Origin of the sequence: Pseudomonas sp. MWU16-30316 (genome assembly GCF_020515645.1) — a bacterium.
GTDB classification, from domain to species: Bacteria; Pseudomonadota; Gammaproteobacteria; order Pseudomonadales; family Pseudomonadaceae; genus Aquipseudomonas; species Aquipseudomonas cerasi.
The window spans coordinates 602,170-619,494 of sequence record NZ_JAIZAZ010000003.1; the positions used below are offsets into that span (position 1 = coordinate 602,170).

The following is a 17,325-nucleotide window of genomic DNA, read 5'->3' on the forward strand; positions in this document are numbered from 1 at the left end:
GCTTGCAGGAAGTCAGATGTCGGCGAGCGCGACCCAGCGCTGCTCGGCAGCGGCCACGCGAATGGCCGTCGCCAGGCGCTCGATCTGCCACGCTTCCTCGAAGTCCGGGCCACGCCTGCGCTGACCGCATACGGCCTGGATGAGCGCTTGTACTTCGAGCGCCTTGAGCTCGTTGTAACCCAACTGGTGACCAGGGGCCGGGCAGAACGCGGCGTAACCCGGTTGTGCAGGGCCGGCCAGCAGTCGCTGAAAACCATCGCGTCCGGCGGCTGTGCCTGTGCGGTAGAGGTGCAGCTCGTTGAGCCGCTCTTGATCGAACGCCAGCGTGCCCTTGGTGCCGCTGATCTCGAAACTCAGGCGGTTTTTGTAGCCGTGTTTGAGCCAGCTGCTGCTGAACGTCCCGCGCGCACCACTGGCAAAGCGCAGTAGCGCGTGGGTCTGATCGTCCACTGCAATGGCGCGCATCTGTTGGCTGCCGCTGTTCGCCGGGCGTTCACGGTGCACGGTGCTGGAGTCGGCGCAGACTGATTCGACGTCGCCCAGCAAATGACGCGCCATCGCCAGCAAGTGGCTGCCCAGATCTGCCAGCGCACCGCCCGCGTGCGCCGCTTCACAGCGCCACGACCAGGGGGACGCCGGATCGCCCATGAAATCCTCACTGAACTCACCCTGAAAGCTGACGATCTCGCCCAGTTCGCCGGCTTCGATCATTTCCCTGGCGAGTCCGATCATCGGGTTGTGCTGGTAGTTGTAGCCAACCTGGGTGACGACACCCGCAGCCTTGGCACTGCGGCGCATTTCATCGGCCTGGGCGAGATTCACGGCCAGCGGTTTTTCGCAATACACCGCCTTGCCTGCGGCGATGGCGGCCATGGCCATGGGGAAGTGCAGGTGATTGGGGGTAGTAATCGCCACGATCTGTACGTGCGGATCATTGATCAATTGCTGCCAGTCAGCGTGGCTGCGGTCGAAGCCCCAGGCGCTTGCGCATCGCTCGGCGCGTGCACTGTCGGCGTCCGCCAGCGCGGAGAGTCGTATACGTGCAGGCAGGTCAAGCGCAGCGTTGGCGTTGCCAAACGCCAGCGCATGAGCGCGGCCCATGAAGCCGGTGCCGATCAGTCCGATACCCAGTTGCGCAGGCGATGTGGAAAGGGATTCCCGCATGACATTCTCCAAAAAGGATTGTTGTTATGCGGAAAATATATTCCAATTATTTTAATTTTGGAAAATTAATTCATTTTCTTTTTTTCTGCGGGCCAAGTGGGCTTCAGGATAAAAAGCCGCCGTCGACGTTCAGTGCGACGCCAGTGGTATAGCTGGAGGCCTCGCTGGCAAGGTAAAGCACCGCGCCGGCCATCTCGCTGGGAGCGGCAACGCGTTTCAGCGGGATCTGCGACAGCGCCATGTTGAGGATCGCGTCATTCTTGACCAGTGCCGATGCGAACTTGGTGTCGGTCAAACCGGGAAGCAGGGCGTTGCAACGGATGCCGAACTCAGCGCACTCCTTGGCAAACACCTTGGTCATGTTGACCACGGCTGCCTTGGTCATCGAATAGACGCCTTGATAGGCGCCCGGCGATACCGCGTTGATGGACGCCACGTTGATGATGCTGCCGCCGCCGTTTTCGCGCATCAGCTTGCCAGCTTCCACGGACATGAAAAAGTAACCGCGAATATTGACGTCGACGGTCTTCTGGAAGGCCCCGGGATCCGTATCCAGCACGTTGCAAAACTGCGGATTGGTGGCGGCGTTGTTGACCAATACATCCAAGCGCCCGAACTGCTGACGAATCTGCGTAAATGCATGGGTTATCTGTTCCAGCTCACCGATGTGGCAGGCAATGGCTGTTGCCTTGCCACCCTCGCTGACGATGGCGTCCGCTACCGCCTGGCAACCCTCGAGTCGGCGACTCGAGACGATAACGTGCGCGCCTTGCTGGGCCAGTAGCCGGGCAATGGCTTCACCGATTCCTCGGCTGGCACCTGAAACGAAGGCAACCTTGCCATCAAGGTCGAAGAGCTGGGTTCTGGACATGTCATTTCCTTATCTTGGCGCTGGCGGTCAGAGGCTGGATTTTTCGATTACGCTCAGGCTCATCTGCTCCAGCAGCCTGTTCATGTGAATGAATTGGGCAAAGCGCTTGTCCTGGGTCTGGCCATGGAAAAAGCGGTAATAGATCTGTTGCACGATACCGGCCAGACGGAACAGGCCGTAGGTGTAGTAGAAATCGAAATTGTCGATGCGCACGCCGGCGCGCTCGGCGTAATAGTCGACAAAAGCCTGGCGGGTCAGCATCCCCGGCGCATTGCTCGGCTGGCGGCGCATCAGTTGCACCGGAGCCGGATCGTCAGCCTGTATCCAGTAGGCGAGGGTGTTGCCCAGGTCCATGAGCGGATCGCCGAGCGTGGTCAGCTCCCAGTCCAGCACGCCGATGATGTGCATCGGGTTGGCGGGGTCGAGGATCACATTGTCGAAACGGTAGTCGTTGTGCACGATGCTTGAGGTGGGGGAGTCGGCAGGCATTTTGGCGACCAGCCAGCGTTTGACCTGCTCCCACGCCGGAGCGTCCGGGGTCAGTGCTTTCTCATAGCGCTCGCACCAGCCAGAAATCTGCCGTTGCACATAGCCTTGCGGCTTGCCGAGGTCACCCAGGCCACAGGCCTGATAATCGACGCGATGCAGGTCTACCAGTTTGTCGATGAAGTTTTTGCACAGCTGTTCGGTCTGTCGGGCATCCAGCGCCAGTTCCGGCGGCAGGTCGGAGCGCAGGATAACCCCTTTGACGCGCTGCATGACGTAGAACTCCGAGCCGATCAGTGACTCGTCCGTACAGTGCAGATAAGCCTCGGGACAGTAGGGAAAGGCTTCCTTGAGCTGATTGAGAATACGGTACTCGCGGCCCATGTCATGGGCCGAACGCGCCTTGTGTCCGAAGGGTGGACGACGCAGTACCAGTTCCCGCTCAGGGTACTGAAGCAGATAGGTCAGGTTCGATGCACCGCCCGGAAACTGACTGATCGCCGGCGTGCCGTGAAGATCCGCCATGTGCGCCTTCAAATACGCGTCGATTCGGAAGGCGTCCAGTTCTTCGCCGCTGCGAACCTCGGTGGACTGGTCAGTCAGTGCCATACGTATCCCTTGTGTTTATTATGGTCAGCGCAAACTATTGACTAATCTAATGATCGTCCAATCCGCGATCAAGCGCATGGGCGCTTTATAGGCTAGCGTGTTGCCGGGCAATCAGTAGCTCTGATCGCTGTTTTACAGAAAGGTGCGTGCATAAAAAAACCGAAGCCGGCGGGGCTTCGGTCTCAGGTAGTCCAGTCTGCCGTGTGCGGCAGGTTTATACCGGGAACAGTTCGCTGAGCTTCATGGCCAGCATCATGTCGCCTTCGGCACGCAGCTTGCCACCCATGAACGCCTGCATGCCATCGGTCTCGCCGCTGACGATGCCCTTGAGGGTCTGGCTGTCCATGACCAGGGTCACGTTGGCGTCAGGGTTTTCGCCTTCCTCCAGTTGGCAGGTGCTGTCCTTGACGATCAGCGCGTAGTGTTTATCTTCGTCGGTGATGTTGAAGCCGAAGACCAGGTCCAGACCGGCAGCAGCAGCTGGGTTGAACTTGTCTTTCATTGTCTGTACGGCGTCTGCTACTGAGGTCATGAGGTGATCCTTTTAGAGTGAGTGCCAGCGTCCGACAGGACGCGATTGGCCGGGCTCAGCGATAGGTGATGAGCTCCGGCGCCTTCAGCAGTTGCAAATGTGTGTAACCGTTGAAGGAAGCCAGGGTCACGTCGTTGCCTTTGAATTTAAGCTGATGCAACGACGTATTGACGATGTGCCAGTGAAGCTCCAGTGCCTTCAATGCAGGCATTCCGGTAATAAGATGCAGCAGGGCAGTAATGGTGCCTCCGGAGGTGAATACCGCGATACGCTCATGCGGGCCGGCAGCCTGGAGAATCCGCTTCAGGCCTGCTTCGACGCGGGCCACGAACGCCTGCCAGCTTTGCAGGCCCGGTGTGTCGTGATTGCCACTCAGCCAGCGCCCGGTAATCAGGTTGAACAGGCGCTGGAACCCTGCAGGGTTTGCGGCAACGTCGCGCAGAATATCCAGCGCCTGTGGTTCGTCTTCGAGCATCGCCGGTATCAACGCCTTGATCACGCCTTCGGCATCGAATTCATCGAACGCGCTGTCCAGCTGCACGGCAGGCGTATCGAGGCCTGCTTCGGTGTATTGGCCCAGCACATGCTGGGCGGTGTCTTTCTGGCGCATGAGTTCACCGGACACGCAGCGATCGAAGCTCAGGCCCTGCTCGGCAAGGTAGGCACCCAATACCTGAGACTGACGAATACCCACGGGCGACAGCACGTCGTAATTGTCTGCACCAAATGAGGCCTGGCCATGTCGTATCAGGTAGATGCTGCCCACGTCCGTTTCTTCTCGGTACGTTGAAGGTTCGCCGAGGTTATGAGGGATGCCGGGGGACTGTCAATGAAAAAACATACGCTCGTTTGAAATCATCGTTTTAATGGTTTGTAACGGGTCATTGGCTGGTGCACTGCACAGGGCGTCGGTATGCTGCATTCATCACAGCCCTTGGTTGGTAAGGGCCTGACACTAATGAGGGATATTCGTGGATTTCGTTGTCGATTACGCAAGTTTTCTGGCCAAGACCGTGACGCTGGTGATCGCCATCGTTGTGGTACTGGTTGCCATTGCGTCCATGCGTGGCAAAGGCCGTCGCAAGTCTTCCGGTCAATTGCAGGTCACCCGGCTCAATGATTTCTACAAGGGCCTGCGCGAACGGCTTGAGCAATCATTGCTCGACAAGGAGCGCCTCAAGACGCTGCGCAAGGAACAGGGCAAGGCGCTGAAGAAAGAGAAAAAGCAGGCCGAGCCCAAGGCCCGCGTCTACGTGCTGGATTTCGACGGTGACATCAAGGCATCGGCCACTGAAAGCATGCGTCATGAAATCACCGCGTTGCTGACCCTGGCCACCGACAAGGATGAAGTGGTCCTGCGCCTGGAAAGCGGCGGCGGCATGGTCCACAGCTACGGCCTGGCGTCCTCGCAACTGGCACGCATTCGTCAGGCGGGCATCCCGCTGACCGTGTGCATCGACAAGGTCGCGGCCAGCGGCGGCTACATGATGGCGTGCATAGGCAACAAGATCATCAGCGCACCGTTCGCCATCCTCGGGTCCATTGGTGTGGTGGCACAACTGCCCAACGTCAATCGCCTGTTGAAGAAGCACGACATCGATTTCGAAGTGCTGACCGCGGGTGAATACAAGCGCACCCTGACCGTGTTTGGCGAAAACACCGAGAAGGGCCGCGAGAAATTCCAGCAGGACCTGGACATCACCCACGACCTGTTCAAGAACTTCGTTGCCAGCTACCGCCCGCAACTGTCCATCGACGAAGTGGCGACTGGCGAGGTATGGCTGGGCATGGCGGCGGTCGACAAGCTGCTGGTCGATGAACTCAAGACCAGCGACGAGTACCTGGCCGAGCGCGCCAAGGATGCCGACGTGTTCCACCTGCACTACGTGCAACGCAAGAGCCTGCAAGAGCGCATGGGGATGGCGGCAGCCACCTCAGCGGATCAACTGGCTACCAAGTGGTGGGGACGTTTGACTCAGCAGCGGTTCTGGTAGGTGTGGATGGCAAGGTGGCCTGAGTCGAGCCTCAAGTTACCCGATATCACAGAGCCGCTGTGTGACGCAGAGCGTCACGAACTGCATGCCGACGCGGAGCGTCGGCACGATCGTCATTAGTATCTAAGCCGTGCTTTAGCCACTTGCTTTAAAGTGCTTTTCAACCACGATGGCACTGACGACGCAGAGTGCGACGTTAGTGACGGGGCGAAGGAACCCGACGAAGTCGGGCCGGAAACAGGAGCGAGGACTTTGCCTGCTTTGGTCCCTCAAAGTAGGGCGCCGAGAGGCGAAAAGGGGGCTTGAGTCTTATCTGAATCTACCTGGCATCGAAGAACCCTTTTGTGACGCGCAGCGCCACAAACGAGGATGCAAAGCGTCCAGAACTGCGCTCCCACGCTGGAGCGTGGGAACGATAGTCATCTTAGGTGAGCACCGGGGCGATGACTCAACGTCGCCTGAATCAGCGGCGGCGGAACAGCGGCAGCGGCTCGTCGGTCGCGGCCTGATAGGTGACCGAGAAGTCCTTCAGGCCTTCCAGCGCCTCGTATGGATCCTTGTCGGCACGCACCGCAAACGCATCGAAGCCACAGCGGCGCATGTAAAACAACTGATCACGCAACACGTCGCCGATGGCGCGCAATTCACCCTTGTAGCCAAAACGATCACGCAGCAGGCGCGCATTCGAAAAGCTGCGGCCGTCAGTGAACGCCGGGAAATTCAAGGCGATGACCTGAAACTGGTCGACGTCCTCGCCGATCTCCTCGGCTTCCTCATCGCTGTCCAGCCACACACCCAGACCGCCGTCACGTGCCTTCAGCGAATGCGCGTGTTCGCGCCACAGCGCCAGCGGCACGATCAGGTCGTCGCAGTTCGACAGGCTGTCAAAGGCAGTATCCTTGGGCAGCAGATGCCAGGTTTCATCGATGACTTCGTTGTTCTTAATGATTCGCTGCATAGACGCGCTCCTTGAAAGGGTCAATGCCAATACGTTGGTAGGTGTCGATGAAACGCTCGTCTTCAGTCCGTTTTTCAACGTAGACGTCGATCAGCTTCTCGATCACGTCCGGCATCGCCTCCTGGGCAAAGGAAGGGCCGAGAATCTTGCCCAGGCTCGCATCACGGCTGGCACTGCCGCCGAGCGAGACCTGATAAAACTCTTCACCTTTCTTATCCACGCCCAGCACGCCGATATGGCCGACATGGTGGTGGCCGCAGGCGTTCATGCAGCCGGAGATATTCAGGTCCAGCTCGCCGATATCGAACAGGTAGTCCAGATCGTCGAAACGACGCTGGATGGATTCGGCGATCGGGATCGACTTGGCATTGGCCAGCGAGCAGAAATCACCGCCCGGGCAGCAGATGATGTCGGTCAGAAGGCCAATGTTCGGCGTGGCGAAACCATTGTCGCGCAGCTCGTTCCACAGCGTGAACAGCTCACTCTGCTCGACATCGGCAAGAATGATGTTCTGCTCGTGAGAAGTGCGCAGTTGACCGAAGCTGTAGCGATCGGCCAGGTCGGCAATGGCGTCCAGTTGCTTGTCGGTCACATCGCCCGGGGCGACGCCGGTTGGCTTGAGCGACAGGGTCACGGCAATGTAGCCGGGCTTCTTGTGCGCCAGCACATTGCGTTGACGCCAGCGAGCGAAGCCGGGGTGCTGAGCGTCCAGCGCTGCCAGTTCGGCGTGCTGATCGCTGAGGGTCTTGTATTGCGGGTCGACGAAGTGGCGGGAAACGCGCTGCACTTCGGCTTCGGTCAGGGTGGTCTGACCGCCACGCAGGTGCGCCATTTCAGCGTCGACCTTGGCGGCGAACACTTCAGGGGTCAGCGCCTTGACCAGAATCTTGATTCGCGCCTTGTACTTGTTGTCGCGACGGCCATAGCGGTTGTAAACCCGCAGGATGGCGTCGAGGTAGCTCAGCAGGTCCTGCCACGGCAGGAACTCATTGATGAAGGCACCGACGACAGGAGTACGGCCAAGGCCGCCACCCACCAGAACACGGAAGCCCAGTTCGCCCGCTTTGTTGCGCAATGGCTCGAGGCCTATGTCATGCACTTCGATGGCTGCACGGTCACTGGTCGAGCCGTTGATCGCGATCTTGAACTTGCGCGGCAGGTAAGCGAATTCGGGGTGGAAAGTGGTCCACTGACGGACGATCTCGCACCATGGGCGCGGGTCTACCAGTTCGTCTGCCGCCACACCGGCAAACTGGTCGGTGGTGACGTTGCGCAGGCAGTTGCCACTGGTCTGGATAGCGTGCATCTGCACGGTCGCCAGTTCAGCGAGAATATCGGGAACATCTTCAAGCGCAGGCCAGTTGAACTGTACGTTCTGGCGGGTACTGATGTGCGCGTAGCCTTTATCATAGTCGCGCGCGATTTTCGCCATCATGCGCGCCTGGCGCGAGGTCAGCTGACCGTATGGAACGGCCACGCGCAACATGGGCGCGAAGCGCTGAACATAAAGACCGTTTTGCAGGCGCAACGGTCGAAACTCTTCTTCGCTCAGTTCCCCGGCCAGGTAGCGTCGGGTCTGATCCCGGAACTGCTTGACGCGGTCCTCGATGATCTTCTGATCGTAATCGTCGTATACGTACATATAGGTCCTGTTCTCAGGCTTCGTCATGAAGCAGGGCAGTGGCGTCAGTCTGGAAAAAGCCCGCTGCTCGTTGTTTCCTGCTTCATCTGGTCAATTCTGCGCGCACGGCCGCGCACTCCCTGGGGAGCGAAGGCGACGATAGCAGTTTGCAGTTATCGATAAAAGTGATGTTTATATATATGCAAATCACTAAAAGCGATAAGCAAAACCGCGTCCTTGCATATCCCTGCTTGCCGTGTGGGCAAGACTCGACTTAACTGAACGTTGACCGATGCCGAGCAGGTGTCGGAACACTCCTATTCATGTGCAATCACCCACAAGACCGACAAGAGGCGATGCGATGAGCAAGCACCCGAAAGTAGCCAAGCCAGGCAGATCCGTGGACACCTGGGCCATTTTATTCATTGTCATTCTGGCGGTAGGCGCAGCGATGTTCTGGGCCAGCAGCCAGTGAAGGGCTGATAAAGAATCTGCCGGAGTCTCCAGAACCTTGCTGCCGCAGCCGATAACACGCTCGTAGTGCTAAATCCCTGCTGCTTCAAGGTTCGTTGATATGAAGGCGTTACATGCTGGCTGGCTGTTACTGTGCAGTTGTCTCTGGGGCGGGGCGACACATGCCGCCTCGGTGGTATTTCTGAACCCCGGCGCACCATCCGATGGTTATTGGCAGAGTTACTCCCGGGTCATGCAGACGGCTGCCGACACCACCGGCATGTCACTGAAAATACTCTATACCGAGCGCGACACCCGCAAGTTGCTCGATCTGGCGCGAGCGGCGCTGCAAGGGGATGAGCGCCCGGATTACCTGTTGTTTTCCAATGAGTTGAATATCGCCCCTGAAGTCCTGCGTATGTCCGTGGGCAGCGGGGTCAAGCTGTTTGCCGTCAACAATACGCTGACCGAGGACCAGATTCGGATTCTCGGTGATCTGCCATCGCGTTATCCGGACTTCATCGGCAGCCTGGTGGGCAACGATGAACAGGGCGGCTATCTGACGGCAAAGCGGCTTATCAGTCTCGCGGCGCCTGGCGCAGACGGTCAGGTCATCGACATGCTCGCGTTTTCCGGGACCAACACCACGCCCGTTTCCCTGCTGCGTGAAAAAGGCATGCTGCGTGCCTTGTCAGAGCACCCAGAGGTGCATCTACGGCAGATTGCGCTGGGTGGCTGGCGCCGTGATCGCGCGCTCGAGCAGGCGCGCGTGCTGTTCAAGCGCTATCCGCAGACACGCCTGGTGTGGGCTGCCAACGAGCAAATGGCGTTCGGTGCGATGGATGCATTGCGCGAGAGCGGCGGCAAGCCGGGGCAGGACGTGCTGTTCAGTGCGATCAACGGCACGTCGCTTTCACTGCGGGCTCAGCTCAATGGCAGCCTGAGTGTCGTGGCTTCAGGGCATTTCACCCTGGGCGGGTGGGCCATCATTCTCTTGCACCACTATGACACTGCTCAATGGCAGGCCCGGCAACAGATCGGTACACGAATCATTGATGTGATTCACGTGGTCGAGCCACAGGATGCGCAGCGCTTTCTGGATGCCGCCCGGGACGAGCATTACCGGCTCGATATCCAGGCATTCAATATGGAAGCTTCTGGCGAAGCGTCGCCATTTTCGCTGAAAGGCATGTTGCCGCCTGACCACTCAGGCGGCAGATAACCGGTCAGGCGTTACTCGTCGTAGCCCAAGTTGGGTGCCAGCCAGCGTTCGGTGACACTCAGGTCCTGACCCTTGCGGGCGGTGTAGCTTTCGACCTGATCCTTGTCGACCTTGCCCACTGCAAAATACTGCGCCTGGGGGTGGGCGAAATACCAGCCGCTGACCGCTGCAGCCGGGAACATCGCATAGTGCTCGGTCAGGAACACGCCGCTCTTGCCTGCGGTATGTTCGGCGCTGCCTTCCGGCAGTGGATCGAGCAGGGCGAACAGGGTGCCCTTTTCCGTGTGATCGGGGCAGGCCGGGTAGCCCGGCGCCGGGCGGATGCCCATGTATTGCTCCTTGATCAGCGCTTCGTTGTCCAGCGCTTCGTCCTGCGCATAACCCCAGTATTCCTTACGCACCTGCTGGTGCAGCCACTCGGCGCAGGCTTCGGCGAGACGATCGGCAAGCGCCTTGACCATGATCGAGTTGTAATCGTCGCCCTTGTCCTGATAAGCCTTGGCGACTTCCTCGGCGCCGATGCCGGCAGTGGCGATGAACCCGCCGATGTAGTCGGTCAGGCCGCTGTCCTTTGGTGCAACGAAGTCGGCCAGCGAGAAGTTCGGCTTGCCGTCGGGCTTGATGGTCTGCTGGCGCAGGTGATGCAGCCTGGCCAGCGGCTTGCCGTCGTCGCCATAGACTTCCAGATCATCGTCATTGACCTGATTGGCTGGCCAGAAGCCGAATACCGCGCGGGCGCTGATCAGATTCTCGTCGATCAGCTTGCGCAGCATCTGCGTGGCGTCAGCATACAGCGCAGTGGCCGCTTCACCGACCACTTCGTCGGTGAGGATGCGCGGGAACTTGCCAGCCAGATCCCAGGAAATGAAGAACGGCGTCCAGTCGATGTACTCGGCCAGCACGTTCAGATCGATATCCTGCAGCACCCGGGTGCCGGTGAACGTCGGTTGGGCAGGGGTGTAGTTTTCCCAGTCGAACTGCGGCTTTTTGGCCACCGCAGCACCGTAGCTCAGGCGTTCGGTGCGCGCGCTGCGTGCCGAGGTGCGCTCACGCACTTCGACGTATTCGAGTCGGGTCTTTTCAATAAAGGCCGGCTTCAGCTCTTTCGACAGCAACTGGGTCGCGACGCCGACCGCTCGGGAAGCATCGGTGACGTAGATTACTGCGTCATTGCTGTATTTAGGCTCGATCTTCACCGCCGTGTGCGCCTTGGACGTGGTCGCGCCGCCGATCATCAATGGCAGGTGGAAGTCCTGGCGCTGCATCTCTCTGGCGACATGGACCATTTCGTCCAGTGACGGCGTGATCAGGCCGGACAGGCCGATAATGTCGCATTTCTCGTCGCGGGCCACTTGCAGGATTTTCTCTGCAGGCACCATCACGCCCAGGTCGACAATGTCGTAGCCGTTACAGCCCAGTACTACGCCGACGATGTTCTTGCCGATGTCATGTACGTCGCCCTTGACGGTGGCCATCAGGATTTTGCCCTTGGCTTCGGGCTTGTCGCCCTTTTCCAGCTCGATGAACGGAATCAGGTGCGCCACTGCCTGCTTCATCACGCGCGCTGACTTGACCACCTGAGGCAGGAACATCTTGCCTGCGCCAAACAGGTCACCGACCACGTTCATGCCCGCCATCAGCGGGCCCTCGATCACTTCGATAGGGCGGGTGAATGCCAGGCGCGACTCTTCGGTGTCCTGGACGATGTGCGTGGTGATGCCCTTGACCAGCGCGTGTTCCAGACGCTGATTGACCGGCCAGCTGCGCCATTCCTCGGTTTCGGCCTCCTTGGCGCTGCCATCACCCTTGAACTTGTCGGCAATTGCCAGCAACGCATCCGTGCCCTCGGGATTGCGGTTGAGCACTACGTCTTCGACGCAGTCACGCAGTTCAGCGGGAATCTGGTCGTAGATTTCCAGCTGCCCGGCGTTGACGATGCCCATGCTCAGGCCATTGCGGATTGCATGCAGCAGGAACACCGAGTGGATCGCTTCACGCACCGGATTGTTGCCACGGAACGAGAACGATACGTTGGACACGCCACCCGAGGTCAGCGCATACGGCAACTCGTCACGGATGTAGGCGCAGGCGTTGATGAAGTCCACGGCGTAGTTGTTGTGTTCTTCGATACCGGTGGCGATGGCGAAGATGTTCGGGTCGAAGATGATGTCTTCCGGCGGGAAACCCACTTCGTTGACCAGAATGTCGTAGGAGCGTTTGCAGATTTCCTTCTTGCGCGCCTCGGTATCGGCCTGACCCTGTTCGTCGAAGGCCATGACCACCACGGCCGCGCCGTATCGCTTGCACAGCCGCGCGTGATGAATGAACTGCTCGACGCCTTCCTTCATGCTGATGGAGTTGACGATGCCCTTGCCCTGGATGCACTTGAGGCCGGCCTCGATCACTTCCCACTTCGAGGAGTCGATCATGATCGGTACGCGGGAGATGTCCGGCTCACCTGCGATGAGGTTGAGGAAGGTCACCATGGCCTTCTTCGAGTCGAGCATCCCTTCGTCCATGTTGATATCGATCACCTGGGCGCCGGCTTCGACCTGCTGCAGGGCGACTTCCAGGGCTTCGGTGTAGTTGTCTTCACGGATCAGGCGGGCGAAGCGGGCAGAGCCGGTGATGTTGGTACGCTCGCCGACGTTGACGAACAGCGACTGGCGATCGATGGTGAACGGTTCGAGGCCCGACAGGCGGCAGGCCTTGGGGATGTCCGGAATTTCCCGCGGCGAGTAACCCGAAACCGCCTCGGCAATCGCCTTGATGTGCGCCGGGGTGGTACCGCAGCAGCCGCCGACGATGTTCAGGAAGCCGCTCTGGGCGAACTCTTCGATGATCTTCGCCGTCTGGCTCGGCAGTTCGTCGTATTCGCCAAATGCATTCGGCAAGCCGGCGTTGGGGTGCGCGGACACATGGGTGTTGGCTTTATTGGCCAGCTCTTGCAGGTAGGGGCGCAGTTCGCTCGCACCCAGTGCGCAGTTCAGGCCGACCGAGATCGGTTTGGCATGACTGATCGAGTTCCAGAACGCTTCGGTGGTCTGGCCGGACAGGGTGCGCCCCGAGGCATCGGTGATGGTTCCGGAGATCATGATTGGCAGTTCAAAGCCCACTTCTTCGAATACACCCTGTACGGCAAAGATCGCCGCCTTGGCGTTGAGTGTGTCGAAAATGGTCTCGATCAGGATCAGGTCGGCACCGCCCTCGATCAGCCCCTTGGTCGCTTCGGTGTAGTTCTCGACCAGTTCGTCGAAGGTCACATTGCGATAGCCGGGGTTGTTGACGTCCGGCGACAGCGAACAGGTGCGGCTGGTAGGGCCCAGCACGCCCGCCACGAAACGCGGCTTGTCCGGGGTTTCCAGTGTCTTGGCGTCTGCGACCTTGCGCGCCAGGCGTGCGCCTTCGACGTTCAGCTCGTAGACGATCGATTCCATGCCGTAATCGGCCTGAGACACCTGGGTGGCGTTGAATGTGTTGGTTTCGAGGATGTCGGCACCGGCATCCAGATAAGCCTTCTCAATGGCGCCGATCACGTCAGGGCGGGTCAGGATCAACAGGTCGTTGTTGCCTTTGACATCGCTGGGCCAGTCGGCGAAACGCTTGCCGCGGTAATCCTGTTCTTCGAGCCTGTAGCTCTGGATCATGGTGCCCATGCCGCCATCGAGGATCAGGATCCGCTGTTTCAGAGCAGTGAGAAAGGCTTGATGGCGGGCGCTGCGGTCAGACATGGGGGCTACCTTGAGAAGGTCGATTCTTTAAAGAACGGGATGATAGCAAACCGGAACGGTTTTGGTGTTGTTGCGCCTTTTGCATGAAAATCATTCATGTTGGAGCGAGTGATGCCCTTGTAGAATTATGCCATTTTAATATCAGAGCCCACGGGATATGCCGCACCGTTTGTTGGCAAGCGTCGCCTTGCTTTTTATCTGCTGTGCTGCCAAGGCTCAGACTCCTGCACCCCCCGTCATACCGGCATCCCCGGCGATTTCCTATGTGAAGGACATCCAGCCGATCCTCACCGAGAAGTGCGTGGCCTGCCACGCCTGCAATGACGCTCCCTGCCAGTTGAATCTGGGCAGTGGCGAAGGTGTGAGCCGTGGCGCCAGCAAAGTCCCTGTCTATCAGGGCGAACGCAGCGAGGCGGTTGCGCCGACGCGTCTCTTTTATGATGCACGTGATACCGACGCGTGGCGCGGCAAGGGCTTCTATTCAGTACTGGAAGCCCAGGGCAGTCAGGCGGCATTGATGACGCGCATGCTTGATCTGGGCCGCAGCGCACCTTTGCCAGCCAACAGCAGGATTCCGGATGACATCGCCCTGGGGATCAATCGGGAAAACGTCTGCCCGCTGCCCGGCGAATTCAATGCCTATGCGGCTGCCCACGCGCAACAGGGCATGCCGCTGGCGGTCGCCGGACTGACCGATGCCGAATACCAGACCCTGCAGCGCTGGCTGGCCGCCGGTGCGCCGGTCGAGCAGCAGACCATTACCCCGAGTGTCACCGAGGCCGCGCAGATCAATGCCTGGGAGGCGCAGCTCAACGAACCTGGCGCGAATCAGGCGCTGGTCGGTCGCTGGCTGTTCGAGCATCTGTTCCTGGCGCACATCTATTTCGAAGGCGGTGAGGCGGGGCACTTCTTCCAGTGGGTGCGCTCGCGAACTCCGAGCGGCAAACCTGTGGACCTGATCGCTACCCGTCGTCCCGACGACGATCCGGGCAGCGACTTCTATTACCGGTTGATCCCCGTGCAAGGTGTGATCGTTCACAAGACCCACATTACCTACGCCATGAGCCCGCAGAAACTGGCGCGGGTCAGGCAGTTGTTCTATGGGGCCGACTGGAAAGTCAGCGCATTGCCGGGTTACGGCCCTGGCCATCGTGCCAATCCGTTTCTGACCTTCGAAGCCATCCCTGCGGTGGCGCGTTATCAGTTCATGCTCGACAACGCCGAGTATTTCGTTCGCACGTTCATTCGCGGGCCGGTCTGTCGCGGGCAGATCGCCACAGACGTGATTCGCGATCAGTTCTGGGTGCTGTTCCAGGACCCGTCGCACGATCGCTACATCACCGATGCGACGTATCGCGGGGAGGCCACGCCATTGCTGGCCATGCCGGGGCAGAACGATGACGTGGGCAGCGTGCTGAGCCTGTGGCTGTCCTACCGCGACCGGCGCAATGAGTATGAAAACCTGCGCCGCGACAGTTACGCGAAAATGCCAGCGCCGGGCTGGAGCACGCTGTGGGCAGGCAATGACAATGCCTTGCTGACCGTTTTCCGCCATTTCGACAGTGCGTCGGTCAATAAAGGGCTGATTGGCGACGTGCCGCACTCCATGTGGCTGTTCGACTACCCGCTGCTGGAGCGCACCTATTATCAGTTGGCGGTGAACTTCGATGTCTATGGCAATGTTTCACATCAAGCCCAGACGCGGCTGTATTTCGATTTGATCCGCAACGGTGCCGAGATCAATTTCCTGCGCCTGATGCCTGCCGACCTGCGTGAAGACATGCTCAGTGATCTTTATCAGGAGGGCGGCAAAATCAAGATGTGGCTGGATTACCAGAAGATCGACGACGATACGCCGACTGGCATCAAGCTCGATGAAAAGGCCGCAAAGCGTGACTTTGCGTCCAGGCTGATCGAGCGCTTCGGCACTTTGAATGCCGCACCTGACCCGATCAACCGCTGCATCGGGGCGTATTGCTCGCGGCCTGGCCTCGACAGCAGCTTTGCCCAGGCAGAACAGGCGCTGAGCCGATTGACGTCGCGTCCTGCTGCGGGTCTGAAGGTCATCGATCAGTTGCCGGAAGCGAGCATGCTGCGCATCGAGGGCGGCAATGGCAAGCGCGTGATCTACAGTATGTTGCGCAACCGCGCGCACAGTAATGTCGCGTTTCTGCTGGGCGAGTCGTACCGCTATATTCCGGGCCTGGACACACTGACTGTCTACCCGGGCGTGCTCAGCAGTTATCCGAATTTCATCTTCAATATTCCGGTCGCACAGGTGCCGGCCTTTGTCGATGCCATGCAGCAGAGCAAGGATCAGGCGAGTTTCGAACAAATCGTCCAGCGTTGGGGCATCCGTCGTACTCATCCACTGTTCTGGAGTTACTTCCACGATCTGAATCGCTACGTTCAGGAAACTGAACCACGCGAAGCGGGCGTGCTGGACATGAATCGCTACGAGAACCTCTGAAAAACCGTGGCTTCACGCCGCAGGCCCTTGTGCAACATGGCCTGCGGCCATCTTTACTTCCTGAACGAAATGTATCTTGCGCGACCTTTTTTTCAAAAAGGTGGTCCGAAATGGTGCGCGTCATAGGCCGGTTTATTCAGCGGCTCATGATTGAAAGTCAGGAAGTAGAGGTTTTTAGTGATGTTGATTTCAGTTCAGGCCCTACGGGCGTTCGCAGCGTGGGTCGTGGTGTGTCATCACTTCATGCAGATTTTTTTCGATTTCAAGGCCAGTGGTCCGGTAGGGCAGTTCTTTGTGTCAAAGGGTGCGGTCGGCGTCGATATCTTCTTCGTCATCAGTGGTCTGGTCATCTTCTTGTCGACGCAGAACAGCGACATGCCAGCACGGCGCTTTATTCTGCATCGTCTGATTCGCATCGTTCCGGCCTATTGGCTGTACACCGCCGCCATGGCGTTGCTGCTGCTGATTGCAGCGCCGATGCTCCCGCATCAGGTCATCGGGTGGCAGAACTTCCTCTTGTCACTGGTCTTCATTCCTTCCGAAAACCCCGGTGGTTACGGTCTCTACCCGACGCTCAACGTTGGCTGGACGCTCAACTATGAGATGTTTTTCTACCTGCTGTTCTCGATGGTGTTCCTCTTCCAACAGCGTCACCGGCCGCTGATCATTGCCGCAGCGCTGTTTGCGGTCAGTGAGGTTCTGGCTCGCGCCGGGCTGATCAGCCGCTTCTACGGCAACGACATCATTTACGAATTCCTGCTGGGTATCGGCATCGGCATCCTCTATCGCCGTGGCTGGATCAAACCGGCGCTGTGGCTGCCGATGGCAGGCATTGCGGTCGGGCTGTATGCGATCAATAACCTGACCAACGAGCAGCGCCTGCTCAATTGGGGCCTGCCGAGTGCCTTGATCGTGCTGTCGTGCATCTCGCTGGAACCGTATTTCCAGGGCAATCGCCTGCTCAAGGTGCTGGGTGACTGCTCGTATTCGGTGTACCTGCTGCACGTTCTGGTGCTGTACGGCGGCTTGCTGATGGCGCAGCGCTTTGGCCTCAGCCCCTATGTGGTTTTCGCGTTCTGCGTGCCGATCATCGCCATCGGTGCCTGGGTCAGTTATGAGTGGATCGAGAAGGGCCTCTACCGCCGGATGAAAGCCTGGCTGGATGGACGCCGGGCGCTCGGTCAGGCGCAGGCATTAACCTGACAAAAATACTA

General features: G+C 59.1%; 12 protein-coding genes. 4 read left to right on the top strand and 8 right to left on the bottom strand.

Features of this window, described 5'->3' with window-relative positions; genetic code table 11:
• Window positions 1-12 precede the first annotated feature (12 nt).
• From LCH65_RS13820 to LCH65_RS13840, 5 genes are all read right to left on the bottom strand, one after another.
• On the bottom strand, window positions 13-1,164 hold the full coding sequence (locus LCH65_RS13820) for a Gfo/Idh/MocA family oxidoreductase (RefSeq protein WP_099266680.1): 1,152 nt from the start codon (window positions 1,162-1,164) through the stop codon (window positions 13-15).
• Window positions 1,165-1,267: 103 nt separating this feature from the next.
• Window positions 1,268-2,035, bottom strand: coding sequence for an SDR family oxidoreductase (locus LCH65_RS13825; protein ID WP_003434139.1), 768 nt, complete (start codon window positions 2,033-2,035; stop codon window positions 1,268-1,270).
• Window positions 2,036-2,062: 27 nt separating this feature from the next.
• The gene (locus LCH65_RS13830; protein ID WP_044308207.1) at window positions 2,063-3,130 is read right to left on the bottom strand and encodes a phosphotransferase family protein; all 1,068 of its coding nucleotides are present in this window, start codon (window positions 3,128-3,130) and stop codon (window positions 2,063-2,065) included.
• A 214-nt stretch (window positions 3,131-3,344) separates the two neighbouring features.
• Window positions 3,345-3,662, bottom strand: a complete 318-nt coding sequence (locus LCH65_RS13835) for an SCP2 sterol-binding domain-containing protein (protein ID WP_003369381.1) — start codon at window positions 3,660-3,662, stop codon at window positions 3,345-3,347.
• Window positions 3,663-3,717: 55 nt separating this feature from the next.
• A complete protein-coding gene (locus LCH65_RS13840; protein ID WP_003369383.1) occupies window positions 3,718-4,428 on the bottom strand; it encodes a histidine phosphatase family protein in 711 nt (236 codons plus the stop codon).
• A 205-nt stretch (window positions 4,429-4,633) separates the two neighbouring features.
• On the opposite strand from LCH65_RS13840, the gene sohB reads away from it, so the two are divergent.
• Window positions 4,634-5,656, top strand: a complete 1,023-nt coding sequence (sohB, locus tag LCH65_RS13845) for a protease SohB (protein WP_003369385.1) — start codon at window positions 4,634-4,636, stop codon at window positions 5,654-5,656.
• Between the two features lie 463 nt (window positions 5,657-6,119).
• Here sohB and LCH65_RS13850 read toward each other — a convergent pair whose 3' ends face one another.
• On the bottom strand, window positions 6,120-6,614 hold the full coding sequence (locus LCH65_RS13850) for a DUF934 domain-containing protein (protein WP_003369387.1): 495 nt from the start codon (window positions 6,612-6,614) through the stop codon (window positions 6,120-6,122).
• Window positions 6,598-8,256, bottom strand: coding sequence for a nitrite/sulfite reductase (locus LCH65_RS13855; RefSeq protein WP_226439551.1), 1,659 nt, complete (start codon window positions 8,254-8,256; stop codon window positions 6,598-6,600). Before LCH65_RS13855 ends, LCH65_RS13850 begins: the two co-directional genes overlap by 17 nt.
• A 553-nt stretch (window positions 8,257-8,809) precedes the next feature.
• Between LCH65_RS13855 and LCH65_RS13860 the strand changes: the two genes are divergently transcribed.
• Complete coding sequence (locus LCH65_RS13860) at window positions 8,810-9,910, top strand: ABC transporter substrate-binding protein (RefSeq protein ID WP_003369392.1); 1,101 nt, start codon at window positions 8,810-8,812, stop codon at window positions 9,908-9,910.
• An 11-nt stretch (window positions 9,911-9,921) separates the two neighbouring features.
• Here the strand turns inward: LCH65_RS13860 and metH are convergent, their stop codons facing one another.
• On the bottom strand, window positions 9,922-13,641 hold the full coding sequence (gene metH / locus LCH65_RS13865) for a methionine synthase (RefSeq protein WP_058396974.1): 3,720 nt from the start codon (window positions 13,639-13,641) through the stop codon (window positions 9,922-9,924).
• 157 nt (window positions 13,642-13,798) lie between these two features.
• Between metH and LCH65_RS13870 the strand changes: the two genes are divergently transcribed.
• The gene (locus LCH65_RS13870; protein WP_065349905.1) at window positions 13,799-16,111 is read left to right on the top strand and encodes a fatty acid cis/trans isomerase; all 2,313 of its coding nucleotides are present in this window, start codon (window positions 13,799-13,801) and stop codon (window positions 16,109-16,111) included.
• Between the two features lie 180 nt (window positions 16,112-16,291).
• The gene (locus LCH65_RS13875) at window positions 16,292-17,314 is read left to right on the top strand and encodes an acyltransferase (RefSeq protein ID WP_003369396.1); all 1,023 of its coding nucleotides are present in this window, start codon (window positions 16,292-16,294) and stop codon (window positions 17,312-17,314) included.
• The last annotated feature ends 11 nt before the right edge of the window (window positions 17,315-17,325 follow it).